The organism is Serratia sp. NPDC087055 (assembly GCF_044900985.1).
GTDB lineage: Bacteria > Pseudomonadota > Gammaproteobacteria > Enterobacterales > Enterobacteriaceae > Serratia.
Window position 1 is genome coordinate 463708 of sequence record NZ_JBJDOG010000001.1, and the last position, 20118, is coordinate 483825.

Genomic DNA, 20118 nt, shown 5'->3' on the forward strand with positions numbered 1-20118 from the left:
AATGAGTTAAGGAATCGCTATGTTTAATCACATTGGCCGCTCTGCGCCCGATCCTATTATGTCGTTGATGGAAGCTTATTTGCAGGACGAAAATACACAGAAAGTGAATTTGGGTATTGGCCTTTATTACGATCGGCAGGGCAAAATCCCGCTGATGCAGGCGGTTGAGGCGGCCGAACGGCGCTTACTCGACCAGCGCCGCCCACACGGTTATCCGCCGATCGAAGGCTCGGCGCTGTTTGCCCAGCAGGTTCAGGCATTGTTATTTGGTGAGCAGGCATCATCGTCAATCACCACGGTGCAGAGTGTTGGCGGTTCTGGCGCTCTGAAGCTGGCGGCAGATTTTATTCATCACTACCTGTCCCGCCACGATATTTGGGTGTCTGATCCAACCTGGGCGAACCATTGGGCTATTTTTGAAGGCGCTGGGCTGAAGGTACATACCTATCCGTACTTTGATGAGGTGAACGGCGGTCTGCGCTTTGACGCCATGCTGGACACGCTCAATAGCCTGCCAGAAGGCAGCGTGGTGCTTTTACACCCGTGTTGTCATAACCCAACCGGTACCGATCTTAGCCAGGCGCAGTGGCGTGCCACCCTTGAGGTGTTACAGCGTCGTCGCCTGTTGCCGTTTTTTGATATTGCCTATCAGGGCTTTGGTGACGGCCTGGAAGAAGACTGTTTTGCCTTGCGCGAAGCACTGAAAACCGATCTGGCATTCTTGGTTGCCAACTCGTTTTCAAAGAATGTCGCGTTATATGGCCAGCGACTGGGTGGGCTTTCAGTACGTTGTGCCAGCCCAGAGAGTGCGGCGAACGTTAAAGGCGCGCTGAAAACGCTGATCCGCCGCAGTTACTCGTGTCCCCCGATTCACGGTAGCCAGATTGTGGAAACGCTGCTGGCGGACGAAACCTTGCGGCAACAGTGGGAAGACGAACTGGCCGGCATGCGGCAGCGTATCAAACAGATGCGGCAAATCCTGTCTACGGGGCTGGAACAGGGCGGTTCGCAGTTGGACTACCGCCGTATCCGCGATCAGAAAGGCATGTTCAGCTACACCGGCCTGAACCAAGCGCAACTAGAGCGGTTACGGCAACACTATGCCATTTATCTGGTGGCGCCTGGTCGTATGTGCCTGCCTGGCCTGAATCAAAATAATGTCGACTACGTTACTGCCGCCATTCTGGATGTCACCCGTACTGCGTGAATAAGGTAGGACACTGCTATGAAACAGATGAAAGGTTTTGACGAAATAGCGCGGCGGCAGGGCGGTTTGCAGAAACAGCTCACCGCTGGGCAGATGTCGATGCTGGCGATAGGTGGCGCGATCGGTACCGGGCTGTTTCTCGGCAGTGCCTATGCCATCCAGATGGCGGGTCCCAGCGTATTGTTGAGCTATTTTATTGGCGGCGTTGTTGCGCTGCTGCTGATGGGGTGTTTGGCGGAAATGACCTCCGAACACCCGACACCGGGTTCATTCGGTGACTACGCCGAGTTTTACATCAGCCCACTGTTTGGTTTTCTGGTGCGTTATTCCTATTGGTCCTGCGTGGTGCTTGCGGTGGGGACGGAGGTCACCGCCATTGGCATGTATATGCAGTTCTGGTTCCCGACCACGCCAATCTGGCCTTGGGTGCTGTTGTTCTCAGCGGCGGTCATCGTCATTAACATTATTGGCGTCAAGTCATTCGGCCAGGTCGAGTATGCGCTGTCGACCATTAAGGTGGTCGCTATCGCGGCGTTTATCGCTATTGGTATCGGTATTTTGGTGTTCTCCGGCAACCCGTCTTTTGGCATCCAAAACTTTACCGCAAACGGCGGCTTCTTCCCGTTTGGCGTCAAGGGAATGTGGTTTGCGGTGATCGTGTCCATTTTCAGCTATCTGAGCATTGAGATGATCGCGGTGGCTGCCGGCGAAGCCAAAAACCCGGTGATCGCGGTGAAAACGGCGTTCAAAGGCACGATTTTGCGGCTGTTTATTTTTTATATGCTGTCGATTGCGCTGATGCTGGCAATTGTTCCCTGGCGGCAATCCGGTACCGGCGAAAGTCCGTTTCTGGTGGCGATGAACGTGATCCACTTGCCAGCCGCCGCCGGCATCTTCAATTTTATCGTGCTGGTGGCCGCGCTCTCGGCGATGAACAGCCAGCTGTATATCACCACGCGCATGATGTTCTCGTTGTCACGCGCCGGGCAAGCACCGGCCGCGCTCGGGCGAGTCAGTCAACGCGGTATACCGGTAAGCGCACTGGCGATGTCCTGTATCGGCATTGTGGTGTCGATCGTGCTGAGCCTGGTGTATCCGCAAAAATCGTTCGCCGCCATGATGTCCATTTCGGTATACGGTGCCTGCTTTACCTGGTTGATGATTTTCGTCACCCACCTGTTTTTCCGTCGTCAGCATCGCCACACTCACCTGAAATTCCGCATGTGGGGTTTTCCATACACCACGCTGGCCGGGGCAGGACTGATGACCGCGCTGTTGATTTCGACGGCATTCACCGAGTTTTTCAAGATGACCCTGTGGTTTGGCATCCCGTTTACCCTGCTGCTGGTGGCAGTCTATTACTTCTATAGTCGTCATCAGCCGGTGCCCGCTGCGATGGAAACACCGAGTGTGGAATAAACTGGCTCAGTAAAAAATGTGATTATGTGGCTCTGTAAATAAACCACTTTAACCGGAGAATAAAGGGTCTTTCGGGATTGTGGAGTCGTATTGCAATGCGCAGTGAAACAGAAAGAAATAGCGTTATCGTCCGGGTTAGCGATGCGGAAGCACGCCGCTCGGCCCAGGGGTGGACCAGCGGCTTTTTGGGGATGTTGATTTTTAGCGGTTCTTTGCCCGCGACGCGACTGGCGGTGCTGGAGTTTGATCCGCTGTTCCTGACCGCGATGCGGGCGGTGCTTGCCGCTTTGCTGGCCATCGCTGCACTGGGCGTTATGCGCCAACGCCGGCCGCAGCGTCATGACATCATGCCGCTGGTGATGGTGGCGGTTGGGGTGGTCATTGGCTTTCCTTTGCTCACGGCGTTAGCTTTACAGCACACCACGTCGGCTCATGCGCTGGTGTACATCGGGCTGCTGCCGTTGGCAACTGCGTGTTTCGGCGTGCTGCGGGGTGGGGAACGACCGAAGGCCGCGTTCTGGCTGTTTTCGATGTTGGGCGGCATGTTAGTTGCCGCTTTCGCGCTGAGCCAGGGGAGCGGCGGTTCCTGGATCGGTGATGTGTTTATGGTGGCTGCGGTTCTGCTCTGCGGGCTGGGTTATGCAGAAGGCGCGGTACTGACGCGCAAACTCGGTGGGTGGCAGGTGATCTCCTGGGCGCTGGTGGTGGCGTTACCGCTAACGGCAGCGGTTGCCATGGGGTCTGCCCCTGCGGTATGGCCGCAGGTCAGTCTTGGTGCCTGGCTTTCTCTGGGCTACATTTCGCTGTTCAGCATGTGGATAGGTTTTATTTTTTGGTATCGTGGTTTGGCGCTGGGCGGCATCGCCGCCGTTGGGCAACTGCAACTGCTGCAACCGTTTTTCGGCCTGGCGCTTGCCGGACTGATACTGCATGAAACTGTCCAGCCATCCATGATTGCGGTAATGGTTGGGGTGTTGGTTTGCGTGTACGGCGCGAAGCGTTTCTCGCGATAATCTGCGAGGGCAGGTTTCGGCTTACCCTGGGTGGGCTAACGACACCAGTACCTGATTGAGCGTTTGGGCGGCACGGTGGATCTGTGCTTCATCGTAGCCGCCCAACCCGAGTATTAACCCGCTTTTCTCGCTGCCGCTGGCATACATGGGTGAGAGTGAGCTTACCGCCACACCTGCTTTGGCTGCCTGGCGCACAACCTGCAGATCGTCCAACCCGGCCTTTAACCATAGCAGCATATGCATGCCTTGATCGCTGGGGTGCAAGGCCGCCAGTTCGGGAGAAATATGGGCGTTAATGGCGCCGGTGAGCACACGCCGTTTTTCCGCATACACGCCACGCATCCTGCGTATATGGCGATCCAGATGCCCTTGCGCCATAAAACTGGCCAGTACGTGTTGGTCGGCGCTGGGCGGGTGGCGATCCATCAACACGCGGGCACCACAGAAGGCATCGACTAACGGTGTGGGCACGATGGCATAACCCAGCCGCAACGACGGAAACAGGATCTTGCTGAAGGTCCCCAGGTAGATCACTCTGGATGGATCCACCCCCTGTAATGAAGGGAAAGGATGACCGGAATAGCGCATTTCGCTGTCGTAGTCATCTTCAACAATCCAGGCGCGGCTTTCCTTGGCCCATGCCAACAGCTCGAGTCGGCGGGTCATACTCATCGGCATGCATAACGGGTATTGATGAGAGGGGGTGACAAAGGCGGCTCTGGCCCGTGGCGCGATCTTTTTACCCGCCGCGATGTCTATGCCTTCCTCATCTACCGGGACCCTGGCCATGATTCGATCCCTGAATACGCTGTTAAAGATGGCAGTAATACCGTGATAGGCGGGGTTTTCCACCCAGGCCGTGTCACCGGCATCCAGCAAAATTTGCGTGGCGAGATAGAGACCCTGTTGAGTACCGGCGGTGATAATGACCTGTTCGGGTGTACAGAGCACCGAGCGGGATTTACGGACGTATTCACAGACGGCCTTGCGCAATGCCAATGCGCCGAGCGGTTCGCCATAACCGGCGGGGGCACCGGGTCCCCGTGCGCGAATTCGGTTACCGAGCCGGCGCCAGACATCGTCGGGCGCGGTATCGTTGATCGGTACGGACACGGTGAAGGGCACTGGCGGCAGCGGCCGCAACTGGGCTGCAAAGCTTGCCAGCGCCTGTGCCTGACTGGAAAGCGGCATGTCGCAGGCTTCGGAATGCGGAGCGGGAACAGGGGGCTGGCGTGTGAGTGACAGGGCTACGCGGGTACCCGAACCGGGTTGTGCCTCCAGGAAGCCCTCTGCGGTCAGTTGTTCGAAGGCCGCCAGTACGGTGCCTCTGGCAAGCTGCAATGCACTTGCCAGCACGCGTGTGGAGGGCAACAGATCGCCCGCTTTCAGTTCGCCCTTATTGATGGCAGCCCGTAACGCTCGGGCAAGCTGCAGGCTGAGTTGCCCTGCGTGGCGGTCAAGCTCGCCGATCGCAGGAACGTCAACCGTTTTGGCCGTTCTGGGCATCTATTCCGGTCCAGGTAAATGGGGTAAGTAAGAGCATTACTTTAAACCACTTTGTCCCTCAATAGCCTGTTGGGGCAGCAATTAAAGCTGACTTTTCGGAATCAGGTGGTCGCCAAAGCACAGGCGCTGTCGGTCAGGTTCAATGGCAGTTAGCGGCGCGACCTCATGCAGTGAAGACTTACAGCGCGATACCAGATCCTGGTATTCGCGTGTGCCAGCCACTTTCCACGCCAGCTCCTGTTCGGTTAAATCGCGCAAGACTCGCGCCGGGCTGCCGACCACCAATTTATTGGCGTCGATCACTGCGGCCGCCTTGACGAATGCCATCGCCCCCACGATGGTATTCTCACCGATCTCTGCGCCATCCATGATCACGGCGTTCATGCCGACCATGGCGTTGCGCCGGATGCGGCAGCCGTGCAGGATCGCGCCATGGCCAATATGACCATCTTGCTCCACAACGGTGTCTTGCTGCGGGAAACCGTGCATGACGCAGTTGTCTTGAATATTGGCACCGTCGCAGATAACCAATCGGCCAAAGTCACCGCGCAGGCTGGCGTTTGGGCCGATATAAACGTGTTTGCCGACGATCACATCGCCAATCAACACCGCCGTCGGGTGTACATAGCTGCTGGGGTCTACGACTGGGGTTAGGCCGTCAATCTGATACACGGGCATAGCTAATGCTCCCTATAGTGAAGGATCTCGTGGCAGGCCGCCAAAGCGTCGGTAATAGCCTGCTGCCGGGGCGGGCAGGGCACCGATAGTGGTTTCTGCCAGCGTGCTGACATACTCGGTAGCGGCACGATCCACGCGTTGATAAATATTGATGCACAGATTACGGGCGATTTGCCCCTCCCACTGCGTGGGCAGCAAGGCATCCGGCAGTAAAGGATCTTTTAGCACCACGCGCCGGAAGAAGTGGATCAATAATAGCTTAATCTGGAAACAGCGCTGGGGTGTCAGCAGCACGTCATCGGTTTCGCGCAGCAGCGCCATAAGCGGGCGGAAAGAAACGATAAATTCGTGATAATCGGCAGCAACATCCGCCAGCGCCCAGCAGCTCGCCACGATCTGTTGCAAGGTTTGTTCTGAGCGATTATAGGGGTAGTCTGCACGGAAATAGATCACCTGTTCGCTGGCGTTAAGTTCGCCGAGCAGCGCCGTCACGTCGGTTTGCACGTGCGTCGGGGCGGCCATCAGGTTATTGGCTATTTGACCGAACCCCAACCAGCCCAGCTCTTTTTTTAGCCGTGCGCGATCGTTCTTTTCTGCCCCTTCCAGCAACAGCAAATCCCATTTGCCATCCCAGGCGGGTGGTTCGCTGAGATAGATTTTCGACTCGGCGTGGCGGAATTGGCGCATGCCCTGTTCGGTCACCCGATAAAAGCTGCGGCGGCCGATTTTTTCGACGTCCAGCCAGCCCTCTTTTTGCAGGCGAAATACCGAAGTGCGCACAAAGCGATCGCCGAAGCCCAACGCTTCCAGCAACGCGCTCAGGCTACCGAGCCACACCTCGCCACCGCGATGGCTGAGCGCATCGCCGTATAAGGAGATAATCAGTGAGGTGCCGCTGATCGGCTGAGCGTCTATGGCATGGCGGATAAACTCATCCAGTTTATGTTCCATATTTTTCCATGGGTTAGCCGTCGATGAAGCATAACATTACCACAATTCATTAAGGCGTCATCCGTGACGCCCGTTGAATCAGCGCGGTCTTAAGTCAACCACGCGCTGGGCCTTGCCTTCCGAACGCGGAATGTCGCCACAGTTGGCGATGCTGACGTCGGTGCTGACGCCGATAATCGACTTGATATGGTGGCGTAACTGGTGGCAGATCTCACAGCGTTGCTGGTGGCTGAGGCTGAGCGCCGCTTCTTTCAATTCAACGCGCACCGCCAGCGTATCCAGGTGCCCGCTGCGGCTGACTTGCAGTTGATAATGCGGTGACAGCTGTTCGAACTGCATAATTTGTTCTTCAACCTGCGACGGGAAGACATTGACGCCGCGGATGATCAGCATGTCGTCGGAGCGACCGGTAATTTTCCCCATTCGGCGCATTTGGCGTGCGTCGCCCGGCAGCAGGCGGGTGAGATCGCGGGTGCGATAGCGAATCACCGGCAGCGCCTCTTTGGTCAGGGTGGTGAACACCAGTTCACCGTGCTGTCCGTCTGGCAGTGCGATGCCGGTCTCCGGGCAGATGATCTCCGGCAGGAAGTGGTCTTCCCAGATCGTTGGGCCACCGCCGCTCTCTGCGCACTCCATGGCGACCCCTGGGCCCATCACTTCGGACAAACCATAAATATCCAGTGCCTTGATGCCCATGCGGCTTTCGATCTCGTGCCGCAGCGCTTCGGTCCAGGGCTCGGCACCGAAGATCCCAAGACGCAGTGAACAGCCGCGAGCGTCGCCGCCCATTTTGCGTTCCAGCTCGTCGATCAATGTCAAACAGTAGGATGGCGTCACCATGATCACGTCGGGTTTGAAGTCCAGGATTAACTGGGCCTGTCGTTCCGTTTGCCCACCGGACATCGGGATCACCGTTGCCCCAAGCCGCTCCGCACCGTAATGCGCCCCCAGCCCGCCGGTAAACAACCCATAGCCGTAGGCCACATGCACCTTGTCTTTGGCGGTGGCACCGGCGGCTCGTAGGCTGCGGGCAACAATATCCGCCCAATTATCGATGTCCCGCTGGGTGTAGCCGACGACGGTTGGCCGCCCCGTGGTCCCTGACGAGGCATGAATACGGACCACTTGCTCCATCGGCACGGCGAAGGTGTCGAAGGGATAGTTGTCACGCAGGTCTTGCTTGGTGGTGTAGGGGAAGCGGGTCAGGTCGCTCAGCTGTTTGAGATCGTCGGGGTGGACACCCGCCTGATCGAACTTGCGTTTATACATCGGCACATTGTTGTAAGCGTGGTGAAGCGTCCATTTCAGACGTTCCAATTGCAACGCTTCAATCTCATCGCGCGAGGCGAACTCAATGGCATCGAGTGGCTGTGGATTAGTTGTCATAGTTAGCCTCGGGGATCAAACTCGCTCAATAATCATGGCGATGCCTTGGCCGACGCCGATGCACATGGTGCACAGTGCGTAGCGACCGGAACGCCGTTCCAGTTCAAACAGGGCGGCCAGCGCCAAACGCGCACCGCTCATACCCAGCGGGTGGCCCAGGGCGATCGCACCGCCGTTGGGGTTTACCTGTGGTGCGTCGTCAGGCAGGCCAAGCTGGCGCAGCACGGCCAGCGCCTGGGCGGCAAACGCCTCATTGAGTTCAATCACGTCCATTTGCGCCAGACTCAGTCCGGCTATCTCCAGCACCTTGCGGGTCGCGGGCAGCGGTCCCATGCCCATCAGGCGGGGTTCGACACCGCAGGTGGCGGTGGCGACGATACGCGCCCGCGGCGTTAAACCCTGGCTTAGGGCCATTTTCTCAGAGGAGACGATCAGCGCAGCTGCCCCGTCATTCAAGCCGGATGCGTTGCCAGCGGTTACCGTGCCGGGTTGGCGGAACGGAGTTTTCAGCGCCTGCAATTGCGCCAACTGAGTGTCTGCGCGTGGATGTTCGTCCCGGCTGAACAGCGTGACGACGCCTTTTTTGCCGCTGAGGCTGACCGGCTCAATTTCCTGCGCCAGCCATCCGCGCTCTTGTGCCTGAGCAGTACGTTGCTGGCTACGCAGCGCGAAAGCATCTTGATCGGCACGGCTGATGTTGAACTGTGCCGCCACGTTTTCGGCTGTTTCTGGCATCGAGTCGGTGCCGAACTGTGCCTGCATCAGCGGATTAATAAAACGCCAGCCCAGGGTGGTGTCATACAGTTGTGCCTGGCGGCTGAAGGCACTGTCGGCCTTGCCCATCACCAGCGGTGCCCGCGTCATCGATTCCGCACCGCCAGCCAATACCAGCTCAGCGTCACCGGCTTTGATGCTGCGCGCCGCCATTGCCAGGGCGTCCAACCCTGAGCCACACAAGCGGTTGACGGTGGTACCGGACACATTGATCGGCAGACCGGCCAGTAGCGCCGCCATGCGTGCCAAATTGCGGTTATCTTCCCCGGCCTGATTGGCACAACCCAGGATCACGTCATCAACCAACGACCAGTCCACCTGGGGATGGCGGGCCAGCAGAGTACGCAACGGCAGCGCGGCTAAATCATCAGCACGCACGTTGGCGAGTGCACCACCGTAACGGCCTATTGGCGTGCGGACGCCGTCGCAGATAAACGCCTGTTTCATGGTTGTTCCCCTAAAATGTGGTGGCCCAGGCGATGTGCACGGCCGCGGAACCAGGCGACGGTTTTGCCCAGTTGGTTGACGATTTCCACGTCATATAACCCCGTTGTTTTGCCCTGATGGCGTACTTCGGCGCTGGCGGTCAGGCGATCGCCTGCCAGCGCAGGGCGGATGAAATCGATGCTGCAGCCGGATGCGACAGCGGCTAACCCTTGGCTGTTGCAGGCGTAAGCGAAGGCGGTATCCGCCAGGCTAAACAGTTGACCGCCATGGCACGTCTGGTGCCCATTGAGCATCTGCGGGCCGACGGTCATGCTGACACGGGCGAAACCGGCGTCTACGGCATCCACACGCATGCCCATTGCCTGCGCGCAGGTATCTTGTTGAAACATCTGTTCGGCGCAGCGTTGCGCCAGCGCATGGGGCGTATTGGCGTTCATCATTGGGCTCCTGAAGAGAGGGATGCGTAGTGGCGCAGCAGCGGCATGGGACGGTAGCGAGGTTCACCGTAATAGTGTTGCAGGTTTTCCAGCGTGGTCAGGATCTGTTGCCAACCCAGAGCGGCTGCCCATTCCAGCGGGCCACGAGGGTAATTGACCCCGCAGCACATGGCGCGATCGGTATCGGCAGCACTGGCAACGCCCTTGTTCACCACGTCGAGTGCTTCATTCGCCAGCATGGCGAGGGTGCGCATGACCAACAGGCCGGGATAGTCCGGTAACTGAATCACTTTTTTGCCAAGGGATTGCAGCAGGCGCACTACCGTGGCGTTGTGCCGGGCGTCGTTTTGCGCCGCGCAGCTTATGGCGACGGTGGACGCCTGCGAATAGTGGGCGGACAGATCAAACAGCACCACGGGGGTCCCGGTTTCCTCGGCGATTTGGCTAGCTGTTTTACCATTTGTTAACATAAATGTAACTTCATCTATCCGGGCAAATGCGCTGGTCTGGCCAGGTTGTTTGATCGTGACCGCATTTTCCGTCAGCAAAGTGGCCAACAGAGTCATGCCCGCAGGATCGCCGTGCAGCGTGATACTGCGTGGTAACGCGGCGGTCGAGGCGGGTAAGCAGGTGGCAGCCGGTTGAGGATGATCGCCATAACGGTAAAACCCCTGACCGCTTTTCCGCCCCAGGCGGCCGGCGGCGACCAGTTCTTGCTGTACCAGAGAGGGTGTAAAACGGGGATCCTGGAAGAAGGCGTGAAATACGGACTCGGTCACGGCGTAGTTGACGTCCTGACCAATCATATCGGTCAATTGCAGTGGCCCCATGGCGAAGCCACCCGCGTCACGCATCACGGCATCGAGCGTCGTGGCATCGGCGACCTGTTCTTCCAACGCGCGGAGGGTTTCGGCATAAAAAGGCCGTGCTACGCGGTTCACAATAAAACCGGGTGTGGAACGGCACAGGACGCTTTGTTTATCCCATTGTTGGGTGAGCGCTTGCAGCGTCGCCACGGTTTCGGCGCTGGTGTCCAGGCCGCTGACGATCTCGACCAGCTTCATCAGCGGTGCTGGGTTGAAGAAGTGCAAACCAGCCAGGCGTTGTGGGTGCTGTAAGGCTCCCGCAATGGCGGTGATGGACAATGATGACGTGTTGCTGGCAAACAGAGTGGCAGGGGAGCACAGGGCCTCCAGCTCGCGGAACAGGCTCTGTTTGATCGGCAGTTTTTCTGCTACCGCTTCAATCACCAGTTCGCTGTCGGCCAGTTGACTCAATGCATCTACCGGATGAATGCGTGCCAGCAACGCTTCGGTGCTGGCAGCATCAGCCTTACCAGACGCAACCCGTAGGCGCAGCCGCTGTCCGAGCGCGTCGAGTGCCCGTTGGGCGGCGGTGGCGGCGATATCAAATAGCAGTACCTGATGCCCGGCGCGAGCCGCCACTTGGGCGATACCTATCCCCATGGTTCCGGCACCGATCACCGCGACCCTTGCGTTGACGTTCGGCAGGTTCATGATCATTTCCCGCTGAAAGAAGGAGGGCGTTTGGCGAAGAAGGCACTGACCCCTTCACGGTAGTCGTCGCTGCGGCCGCCGAGGCGCTGTAGATCGCGCTCCAAATCAAGCTGCTGATCGAGGGTGTTGTTCGCCGAACTGTAGAGGGCTTTTTTAATCAGCCCCAGCCCATAGGTCGGTTGAGTGGCCAGGTGCTGTGCCAATGTTTGGCTGGTTGACGCCAATTCATCCGCAGCCACAACTTGCCAGATCATGCCCCAGGCCAGCGCCTGTTGTGCGCTGATTTTGTCACCCAGCATGGCCATGCCCATGGCGCGGGCGTGGCCTGCCAAGCGTGGCAGGAACCAGCTGCCGCCGGAATCCGGTACCAGGCCCAAACGACAGAAGGACTGAATAAAGTTGGCGTTATCGGCGGCAATCACGATATCGCAGGCGAGCGCCAGAGCAGCACCAGCGCCTGCCGCTACGCCATTGACGGCGCATACCACCGGTTTTGGCAAGGCGGTCAGGCGGCGGATCAGCGGGTTATAGAAACGTTCCACTGACAGACCGAGGTCGGGTGCCTGTTGCTCAACGCTGACATTGCGATCATTGAGATCTTGTCCGGCGCAAAAACCACGCCCGGCTCCGGTGATCAGCAGGCAGCGTACCTTGTCGTCCCTTTCAGCGAGAGTGAGCGCTTCACTTAACTGGCGGTGCATCTCATCGTTAAAGCTGTTGAGCCGGTCCGGACGGTTGAGGGTCAGGGTCAGCACCCCGGCTTCGAGGTGGGTGAGAATCAATGCATTATCCATAAATCAGCGCCCCTGATAGTTTGGCGTACGTTTTTCGAAGAAGGCGGCGATGCCTTCACGGCGATCGTCGGTGGCCGCCAGAGTGACGAATTGCTGACGTTCAATGGCCAGCCCCTGGCTAAGGCCGGTTTCTTCAGCCTGTTTCAGAGCCTGTTTGGCGGCACGGAGTGCCAGCGGTGCTTGTAGGCTGATGCGTTCAGCTATCTGCTGTGTGCGTTCCAGCGTGAGTGCATCTACGCATACCTCACTGACCAATCCGGCTTGCAATGCACTTGCGGCGGTAATGGCTTCTCCTGTCAGCACCATTTGGCTGGCTCGAGACTTACCGACGCAGCGGATTAATCGCTGTGTGCCACCGGCACCCGGCATCAAGCCGAGGGTAATTTCCGGTAGGCCAAAGCGGGCGCTTTCACCGCAGATAACGATGTCGCAGGCCAGGGCCAGTTCGCAGCCTGCACCCAGCGCATAACCGTTCACTGCCGCTAGCAGGGGTTTGCTAAATTGTGCCAGCCGTTGCCACAGCAACGGGCGACGATCTGTCAGCGCTGCGGGCAGATCTTGTTGCTGCAGCTCATGCAGATCGGCACCGGCTGCAAAGAAACGGGCGGCACCGGTAATGACCACGGCGCCAACGCCGGTGTCGGCGTCGGCGTGTTCCAGCAAATAAACCAGCTGTTCCAGGCACGGGGTGTTCAGGGCGTTGCGGGCCTCTGGGCGGTGGAGCGTCAGTGTCACCACGCGCTGGTGTTGCTGTCGCAGGATCAAAGGGGTTTCCATTGGTGGCTCCTATACGTCAAAGTCCAAGACCACACCGTCGCCGCGAGGCCACGACTGGCAGCTCAATACGTAACCTGCCGCCAACTGATCCGGCTCCAGGCTGTAGTTGACGGCCATATCCACCTGGCCGGCCTTTAAACGGCATTTGCAGGTGGCGCATACCCCACCTTTGCACGCATAGGGCAAATCGGCGCCTTGACGCAGCGCTGCATCAAGAATGCTGTCGTCCTGTGCGCCAACCTCGATATTCACGCGACGACCATCAAGCAAGATTTCCACCTGGGTGGCGTTACGATTGCCATCATTGACCGGCCGAGCGGCAATGCCGCTGGTGTTAAAACGTTCACTATGAATGTGCCCAGTGGGCACGCCGGCCTGTTCCAGCACGCTTTGGGCATCGTCCATCATGGCTTCAGGCCCGCAGATAAAGGCGTGGTCATAGTCAGGGTAATCCAGCAGGGTCTTGCCGATAGCCAGCAGGTGCTCGCGGTCAATACGACCACTCAGCAAAGGGCTGTCCAGGTTTTCCTGGCTGAACATATAGAGTGGCTGAAAGCGCTGCGGGTAGCGGTTTTTCAGATCGGACAGTGCTTCTTTGAACATCATCGAACGGCTGCTGCGATTGCCGTAAATTAACGTGAAGCTGCTGCGTGGTTCGAGTTGTAGCGTGGCTTTGATGATCGACAGCATTGGCGTAATACCGGAACCGGCGGCAATGGCCAGATAGTTACCGCTATTTTCTGCCTGTGGCTGATAGCCGAAACGCCCTTGTGGCACCATGACCTCCAGCGCGTCACCGACCTTCAGCATGCGGTTAACGAACGAGGAGAATCGCCCCTGGTGAATGGCTTTAACGCCAATCTGCAACAGCCCCTCCTGCGGCGAACTGCATATGGAATAGCAGCGACGTAACTCTTCACCGTCAATCTGCGCCTTGAGCGTCAGATGTTGACCCGGCGTGTAGCGATAGTGACCTTTGAGTTCTTCGGGCACCCGCAGTGTGATGGCTACGGCGTCCGGCGTTTCGCGCTCGATGGCGGCGACGTTCAGGCGATGGAAGACCGTCATGGCGTTTCCTAAATACATTTGAAGTAATCGAAGGGTTCACGGCAATCGCAGCAGCGGTACAACGCCTTGCAAGCAGTGGAACCAAATTCGCTGATTTTCTCGCTGTGAGTGCTGCCACAACGCGGGCAAGGTACCGGGCCGTGCAACTGCGGTTTGTCACAGGTTTGCCCCTGTGGCGGCGCAACGCCATATTCGCGCAGCCGTGCGCGTGCAGCGGCGTTCATCCAGTCGGTGGTCCAGGCTGGGCTGAGTTGGATCGTCACTTTCACTGGGCTGAATCCTGCCTCTGCAAGGCGCTGTTCTATTGCCTCAAGCAGGAACTCGGTGGCGGGGCAACCGGAGTAGGTCGGCGTAAAGGTAATGCGCCAGCCGGTACCTTCAGCCTCAACGTCGCGCACCATGCCCAGATCGGTAATCGACAGCACCGGCAATTCCGGATCGCTGATCTGTTGCAGGCAGTGCCAAATTTGCGGGATCTCAGGGGCCTGTAGCCGGGTTATGTTCATAACGGCCTCCTACCAGTTCGCGTTCGGATAGGCGCGTTGCAGAAATTGCATCTCTGCCAGCAGTGGACCGAGGTGCTCGCTATGCTGCCCTTGTTTGCCGCCATGGCGGAACGCCTGCTCTGCGGGCAACGTCAGGGTGGCTTCTTGTAACGTGTCATTGACTAGCGCGAGCCACGGTGCTTCAAGCTGACGTGGATCGGCGGCGATACCCTGTTCTGCTAATTGCTGCTCCAGGTCATCGGCGTGGAACAGTTCGGCGGTAAATCGCCACAGGTTGTCCAGCGACTGCTGGATTTTTTGATGGCTGAGTGGGCTACCGTCACCCAAGCGGATCATCCAGCCGCGGCTGAAACGTAGGTGGTAATGCGCTTCTTTTAGCGACTTGGCGGCGATAGCGGCTATTTGAGCATCGCGGCTGTTGCTCAGGGCCTGATGCAGTTGTACGTGATAGGCATCGATCAGGAACTGGCGTACCAGAGTGTCGTTGAAACCGCCGTTGGGTTGCTCTGCCAGCAGCAGGTTGTGAAACTCGCGTTCGTCACGACCGAAAGCCAAACGGTCTTCGCTGTATTGCGGCCCCGCCAGCTCGGCGGCATAGCCGAGAAAGTTGCGCGCCTGGCCAAGCAGGTCCAGGCCAATGTTCGCCAGCGCCAGGTCGATTTCCAGCTCCGGTGCGTGTCCACACCAGGCGCACAACCGTTGGGCGAGGATCAGTGGCGTGTCGCCCTGACGCAGGATATAAGTGATTCGCGGATCGTTAAGGGTCATAACCGCCTCTACATGTTCTTGATGCCGTCGGGAATGGTATAGAACGTCGGATGACGGTAAATTTTGTCATCGGACGGATCGAAGAAAGCTTCGCGATCCTCAGGCTGTGAGGCGATCAGGTGACTGGACTGCACCACCCAGATTGAGCAGCCTTCATTACGGCGGGTATAGGCATCGCGTGCATTTTCCAGCGCCATTTGATCATCAGCGGCATGCAGGCTGCCGACATGGCGGTGTGCCAACCCTTGTTTGCTGCGGATAAACACTTCATACAGCGGCCATTCAACGTGTGTCATCATCGATTCCTTTTATGCAGCGGTTGAGGTGTTTTTCGACGCGTGGGTCAGGGCGCCTTCACGCACCCAGGCACCGTCTTCCCAGGCGCGACGTTTGGCCTGCAGTCGTTCGTGATTGCATTGCCCACGCCCTTTGATCACCTCGTGCAGTTCACGCCAGTCAATGTTGCCGAAACGGTAGTGGCCGGCAGCGGCGTCCCACGCCAGGTCAGCGTCCGGTGCGCTCATCCCCAGTGCTTCCAATTGCGGCACGGTGTTGTCGACAAATTTCTGCCGCAGTTCATCGTTGCTGTGGCGTTTGATCTTCCAGGCCATGCTTTGTGCGCTGTGGGGCGAGTCGGTATCACTGGGACCGAACATCATCAGTACGGGCCACCAGAAACGATTAATCGCGTCCTGCAGCATCGCTTTCTGCTGTTCATTACCGTTAGCCATTGCCATTACTGCTTCGTACCCCTGACGCTGGTGGAAGCTTTCTTCTTTGCAGATTTTCACCATTGCGCGTGCGTAAGGACCGTAAGACGCGCGGCACAGGGCTACCTGATTGACGATAGCCGCGCCGTCCACCAGCCAGCCAATCACCCCGATGTCCGCCCAGTTAAGTGTCGGGTAATTGAAGATGGAGGAGTATTTCATTTTGCCGTCGAGCATCTTTTGGTAGATGTTCTGACGCGAGCAACCCAGGGTTTCGGCTGCGCTGTAGAGGTACAGGCCGTGACCGGCTTCGTCCTGGACTTTTGCCAGCAATACCGCTTTGCGACGCAGGGTAGGCGCTCGGGTTAACCAGTTGGCTTCAGGCAGCATGCCGACCACTTCGGAATGGGCATGCTGGCCAATCTGGCGGATCAGGTTTTGGCGGTAGGCATCCGGCATCCAATCTTTGGCTTCAATGGCGGTATCCGCCGCAATTTTGTCGTCGAAGTGCTGCTGTTGTTGCGCGTCAGTTGTCATGCTTGCCTCTTGGTGATTCGTATTTTTCACATTAAATATAAAAATGTGAATCACGTTAACTAACCATAAGGCTACAAACTGATAACAAAAAGATCAAATGAGATTTGTGTGGTTTTGCGATGGTACTCACAAGTGATTTAATTATCTTATTGTTATTTTTACTTATTTAAAATCACCTCGGTGCTGAAAACCGTCTTTTTTGCGATGCTGACAGGCTTGGTGTTTTAATTTTGTTAAATTTTACCTTGGTGTGAACTGGACAATATGTGATACGTCATTAATCCTTGTTGTGTAAAATTATGAATTCTGGAGGATCAAATGCAGCAGTTACACAGTTACCTTTCTGGCGGCTGGGTGTTCGGTCAGGGCGCCGCCCGCGAAATCCATCATGCCGTCACCGGCGAACCCTTGTATCAGGTTTGTTCCGACGGGTTGCCACTGGCTGCCAGCCTGGAGTACGCACGCAATAAAGGTGGCAAGGCGCTGGCACAAATGACCTTCCAGCAGCGTGCACAAATGATGAAAGCGGTGGCGAAAAACCTGTTGGCGCATAAAGAGGCGCTGTATGAAATTTCATACCAGACCGGCGCGACGCGCAGTGACGGTTGGGTGGATATCGAGGGGGGAATTGCCACGTTTTTCGCCTATGCCGGGTTGGCGGGGCGTGAACTGCCGGACGATACCCTGTGGCCGGAGGATGAACTGATTCCACTGTCCAAACAGTCGCAGTTTGCCGCTCGCCACGTACTGACATCGCGGCCAGGTGTCGCGCTGCATATTAATGCCTTTAACTTCCCTTGTTGGGGGATGCTGGAAAAACTGGCACCCACCTGGCTGGCTGGCATGCCGGCTGTCATTAAGCCGGCAACGGCGACGGCCCAATTAACGCAGGCGATGGTCAGGCTGATTATCGACAGTGGCTTGGTACCTGAAGGCGCATTGCAATTGGTCTGTGGCGGCGTAGGTGACATGTTTGAACATCTGGATTACCAGGACGCGGTGACCTTCACGGGGTCGGCGCAGACCGGCCAGCAACTGCGTGCTCATCCGCGCCTGCTGGAGAAATCTATCGCCTTCACCATGGAAGCGGATTCACTCAACTGCTGCGTGTTGGGGGAAGACGTCACGCCACAGATGCCCGAGTTTGCGCTGTTTATCAAAGAGGTGTGCCGTGAGATGACCGCCAAAGCCGGGCAAAAATGTACGGCTATCCGGCGGATTATCGTACCGGCGAAGCGGGTGGCGGACGTGCAGCAGGCACTGTTGCAGCGGTTAGCGGGCGTGACAATCGGCGATCCAAAATTGGAGCAGGTGCGCATGGGCGCGTTGGTCAGCCATGAGCAGCGCGATGATGTGCAGCAGAAGGTCGACTACTTGCTGCACAATGGGTGCGAGCCGTTGTGCGGTGCGGTGGCAGATAAACTGGACATCATGGGGGACGGCGCGAAAAACGGGGCATTTTACCCGGTCACCCTACTTTATTGCGCCGATCCCTTTGCTCATCAGGCCGTGCACGGCACTGAGGCATTTGGCCCAGTGGCAACGCTGATGCCCTATCAACACACCGAACAGGCGATAGAACTGGCCTTGATGGGCCAAGGGAGCCTGGCAGGATCGTTGGTCACTGCCGATGAAGCGTTGGCGACACAGTTTATTCGCGCCACTGCCTGCGCGCATGGCCGCATGCTGATCCTGGATCGGCATGCGGCGACGGAATCCACCGGCCACGGTTCGCCACTGCCGATGCTGGTACACGGTGGGCCAGGGCGCGCCGGCGGCGGCGAAGAGTTGGGCGGATTGCGGGCGGTGAAACACTATATGCAACGCACCGCGATCCAGGGTAGCCCGGCGATGCTGGCGGCAATCGGCCGTGAGTGGGTGCGCGGGGCCACGGTGATTGAGGATCAGGTTCATCCATTCCGTAAATACTTTGAACAACTGCGACTGGGCGAAAGCCTGCTGACGGCACGCCGTACCCTAACCGAGGCCGATATTGTTAATTTTGCCTGTCTGAGCGGTGACCATTTCTATGCGCATATGGACAAGATCGGCGCTGCCGAGTCCCTGTTTGGCGAGCGAGTCGCACACGGCTATTTTGTGGTTTCCGCCGCGGCCGGGCTGTTTGTTGACCCTGGCGTAGGGCCGGTGATTGCCAACTATGGCATGGAAAACTTGCGCTTTATCGAACCGGTGAAGATTGGCGATACCATTCAGGTGCGACTGACCTGCAAGAAAAAAATCCGTAAGCCGCAGAAAACGGCAGAAGATCGCCCGCATGGCGTGGTGGTGTGGGATGTCCAGGTACTCAATCAGCACCAGCAAGCGGTGGCGCTATACAGTATTCTCACGCTGGTAGCGCGTCAGGAAGGGGATATTGCGCCGGCAAGCTGATGGCGGCGGGGGTAGGGCGCCTGGGCTAAGAAGCGCCTTACTCTGGTCAACATGGTTGGGTCTACGCAATGGCCTGCATTTGCAATTGCTGCCGGCATTGGCGCCCCCCCGGTGGCTGAAGCCAGTCGCTACAGCCAGGCGTGGAGCACCAGCCACTGATGCCACGGCAGGGAAGCCCTGCTGATGGAACCGGGCTAAAGCAATGGCTGGTGCAGCAGTGTTTCCAATACTTTTAGCGGCGATTGTTGCGGGTTTTTCATGGCGTTGACCGGCAGCAGGAAGGTCTGTTCCAACATAAATTGGCCTGCCATTGCTGCGTGCGGCGTCTGATCGGAAAAACAGATCCAACTGCTACCCGCTGGCAAATCCAGCGCCAGTTGCGGGCCCTGCTGCTGATAGTGTTGGTCGGCTTTCATGGCGTCATGCAGTTGCAGCATCAGGTGGTCGTAATGGCTACGTCGGCGCTTGGTAATACCGACTTTATGCTGCAACCAACTGCTCAACGGTGAATAGCGGGACAGGCGCGGGATAAAACGTTGCGCTAATTCGGGAAAAGGCTCACCAATACGCCATTGGCGATGCTCTCCGTTCGGGTTGATGTTGGTAAAGATTCGCAGGATGCGTTCCCCGTGATTTGGACGAGAAGGGAAGGCATCAACGTGCAGCCGGCTGTCGTCTTTACGCCATGAACTGGTTGCACGCCAGGCCGAAACCGGATGCAGACGCAAGCTGTTGGTGGGCGAATGCAGCGTTTGCTGGTAGTGCGGCAATAACCCGGAGATCAACTGACGGCAGGACTGATAATAGCGTGCCAACAGTGCCTGGACTTGTGGCTGTTGTCCCGCGACCGCCACGCCGGATAATTTATCCCTTTCTGGCCAATAACTGATGTTTTTACGTTTGGCATCGACCAGTGTAGGGTCAAGTAACGTTATTTCCTCTGGCGATAATAAAAAAGCCAGCTCCGGTAAAAAGAGGATCTTACCTTGCTCCAGTGCCTCTACGGCGGAGAAGGAAAGGGATGGGGGAGCCATATCCCACTGCCGTTGTGGCAAGTTCATCACTGCCTGTTCAGGCGTAAGGCTATCCGCACGCATAATATCTCCTTGCGAAGGGTTGATGCTTTAATTGTTTTTACTTTGAAAGGAATTTATAACCAAGGGGGATTATTTCATTGGGTTTTATTAATTATTATTAATAGGAACGCGTTTTTAAGCGTAGCACTATTAAAA

At 57.4% G+C, this 20118-nt stretch carries 19 protein-coding genes; 4 read left to right on the plus strand and 15 right to left on the minus strand.

The window, feature by feature from the left end; all coding sequences use genetic code 11:
* Positions 1–19: 19 nt before the first annotated feature.
* From ACI2J2_RS02140 to ACI2J2_RS02150, 3 genes are all read left to right on the plus strand, one after another.
* Positions 20–1207, plus strand: a complete 1188-nt coding sequence (locus tag ACI2J2_RS02140; RefSeq protein ID WP_404759322.1) for an amino acid aminotransferase — start codon at positions 20–22, stop codon at positions 1205–1207.
* A gap of 18 nt (positions 1208–1225) precedes the next feature.
* A complete protein-coding gene (locus ACI2J2_RS02145) occupies positions 1226–2626 on the plus strand; it encodes an amino acid permease (protein ID WP_209635736.1) in 1401 nt (466 codons plus the stop codon).
* A gap of 95 nt (positions 2627–2721) precedes the next feature.
* Entirely contained in the window at positions 2722–3639 is a 918-nt protein-coding gene (locus ACI2J2_RS02150) for a DMT family transporter (protein WP_404759323.1), read from the plus strand.
* Between the two features lie 21 nt (positions 3640–3660).
* On the opposite strand, the gene ACI2J2_RS02155 is transcribed toward ACI2J2_RS02150, so the two are convergent.
* The 14 genes from ACI2J2_RS02155 to paaA form a co-directional block, all read right to left on the minus strand.
* Positions 3661–5145 (minus strand): PLP-dependent aminotransferase family protein, encoded by a 1485-nt coding sequence (locus tag ACI2J2_RS02155; RefSeq protein ID WP_404759324.1) that lies wholly within the window; start codon positions 5143–5145, stop codon positions 3661–3663.
* Between the two features lie 81 nt (positions 5146–5226).
* Positions 5227–5823: a phenylacetic acid degradation protein PaaY gene (gene paaY / locus ACI2J2_RS02160; RefSeq protein ID WP_404759325.1), complete on the minus strand. Its 597-nt coding sequence runs from the start codon at positions 5821–5823 to the stop codon at positions 5227–5229.
* Positions 5824–5835: 12 nt separating this feature from the next.
* Positions 5836–6774, minus strand: a complete 939-nt coding sequence (gene paaX / locus ACI2J2_RS02165) for a phenylacetic acid degradation operon negative regulatory protein PaaX (protein WP_209635727.1) — start codon at positions 6772–6774, stop codon at positions 5836–5838.
* A 78-nt stretch (positions 6775–6852) separates the two neighbouring features.
* Complete coding sequence (gene paaK, locus ACI2J2_RS02170; RefSeq protein ID WP_404759326.1) at positions 6853–8160, minus strand: phenylacetate--CoA ligase PaaK; 1308 nt, start codon at positions 8158–8160, stop codon at positions 6853–6855.
* A gap of 15 nt (positions 8161–8175) precedes the next feature.
* On the minus strand, positions 8176–9381 hold the full coding sequence (gene pcaF / locus ACI2J2_RS02175) for a 3-oxoadipyl-CoA thiolase (protein WP_404759327.1): 1206 nt from the start codon (positions 9379–9381) through the stop codon (positions 8176–8178).
* Positions 9378–9818, minus strand: a complete 441-nt coding sequence (paaI, locus tag ACI2J2_RS02180) for a hydroxyphenylacetyl-CoA thioesterase PaaI (RefSeq protein WP_209636129.1) — start codon at positions 9816–9818, stop codon at positions 9378–9380. Before paaI ends, pcaF begins: the two co-directional genes overlap by 4 nt.
* Complete coding sequence (locus ACI2J2_RS02185) at positions 9818–11335, minus strand: 3-hydroxyacyl-CoA dehydrogenase (RefSeq protein ID WP_404759328.1); 1518 nt, start codon at positions 11333–11335, stop codon at positions 9818–9820. Before ACI2J2_RS02185 ends, paaI begins: the two co-directional genes overlap by 1 nt.
* 2 nt (positions 11336–11337) lie before the next feature.
* Positions 11338–12129 carry a 2-(1,2-epoxy-1,2-dihydrophenyl)acetyl-CoA isomerase PaaG gene (paaG, locus tag ACI2J2_RS02190; protein ID WP_265554012.1) on the minus strand — a complete coding sequence of 264 codons (792 nt, stop codon included), beginning with the start codon at positions 12127–12129 and terminating at the stop codon, positions 11338–11340.
* A 3-nt stretch (positions 12130–12132) separates the two neighbouring features.
* On the minus strand, positions 12133–12906 hold the full coding sequence (paaF, locus tag ACI2J2_RS02195; protein ID WP_265554009.1) for a 2,3-dehydroadipyl-CoA hydratase PaaF: 774 nt from the start codon (positions 12904–12906) through the stop codon (positions 12133–12135).
* Positions 12907–12915: 9 nt separating this feature from the next.
* Positions 12916–13974 carry a 1,2-phenylacetyl-CoA epoxidase subunit PaaE gene (paaE, locus tag ACI2J2_RS02200; RefSeq protein ID WP_265554007.1) on the minus strand — a complete coding sequence of 353 codons (1059 nt, stop codon included), beginning with the start codon at positions 13972–13974 and terminating at the stop codon, positions 12916–12918.
* 8 nt (positions 13975–13982) lie between these two features.
* Positions 13983–14480 carry a 1,2-phenylacetyl-CoA epoxidase subunit PaaD gene (gene paaD / locus ACI2J2_RS02205; protein ID WP_209635712.1) on the minus strand — a complete coding sequence of 166 codons (498 nt, stop codon included), beginning with the start codon at positions 14478–14480 and terminating at the stop codon, positions 13983–13985.
* Positions 14481–14489: 9 nt separating this feature from the next.
* The gene (paaC, locus tag ACI2J2_RS02210) at positions 14490–15248 is read right to left on the minus strand and encodes a 1,2-phenylacetyl-CoA epoxidase subunit PaaC (protein WP_404759329.1); all 759 of its coding nucleotides are present in this window, start codon (positions 15246–15248) and stop codon (positions 14490–14492) included.
* Positions 15249–15256: 8 nt separating this feature from the next.
* A complete protein-coding gene (paaB, locus tag ACI2J2_RS02215) occupies positions 15257–15544 on the minus strand; it encodes a 1,2-phenylacetyl-CoA epoxidase subunit PaaB (protein WP_017893307.1) in 288 nt (95 codons plus the stop codon).
* Positions 15545–15556: 12 nt separating this feature from the next.
* Positions 15557–16495, minus strand: a complete 939-nt coding sequence (gene paaA / locus ACI2J2_RS02220) for a 1,2-phenylacetyl-CoA epoxidase subunit PaaA (protein WP_404759330.1) — start codon at positions 16493–16495, stop codon at positions 15557–15559.
* Positions 16496–16813: 318 nt separating this feature from the next.
* On the opposite strand from paaA, the gene paaZ reads away from it, so the two are divergent.
* Positions 16814–18886, plus strand: a complete 2073-nt coding sequence (paaZ, locus tag ACI2J2_RS02225) for a phenylacetic acid degradation bifunctional protein PaaZ (protein ID WP_404759331.1) — start codon at positions 16814–16816, stop codon at positions 18884–18886.
* A 194-nt stretch (positions 18887–19080) separates the two neighbouring features.
* Here paaZ and ACI2J2_RS02230 read toward each other — a convergent pair whose 3' ends face one another.
* On the minus strand, positions 19081–19983 hold the full coding sequence (locus ACI2J2_RS02230; protein WP_404759332.1) for a Kdo hydroxylase family protein: 903 nt from the start codon (positions 19981–19983) through the stop codon (positions 19081–19083).
* Positions 19984–20118: the final 135 nt, after the last annotated feature.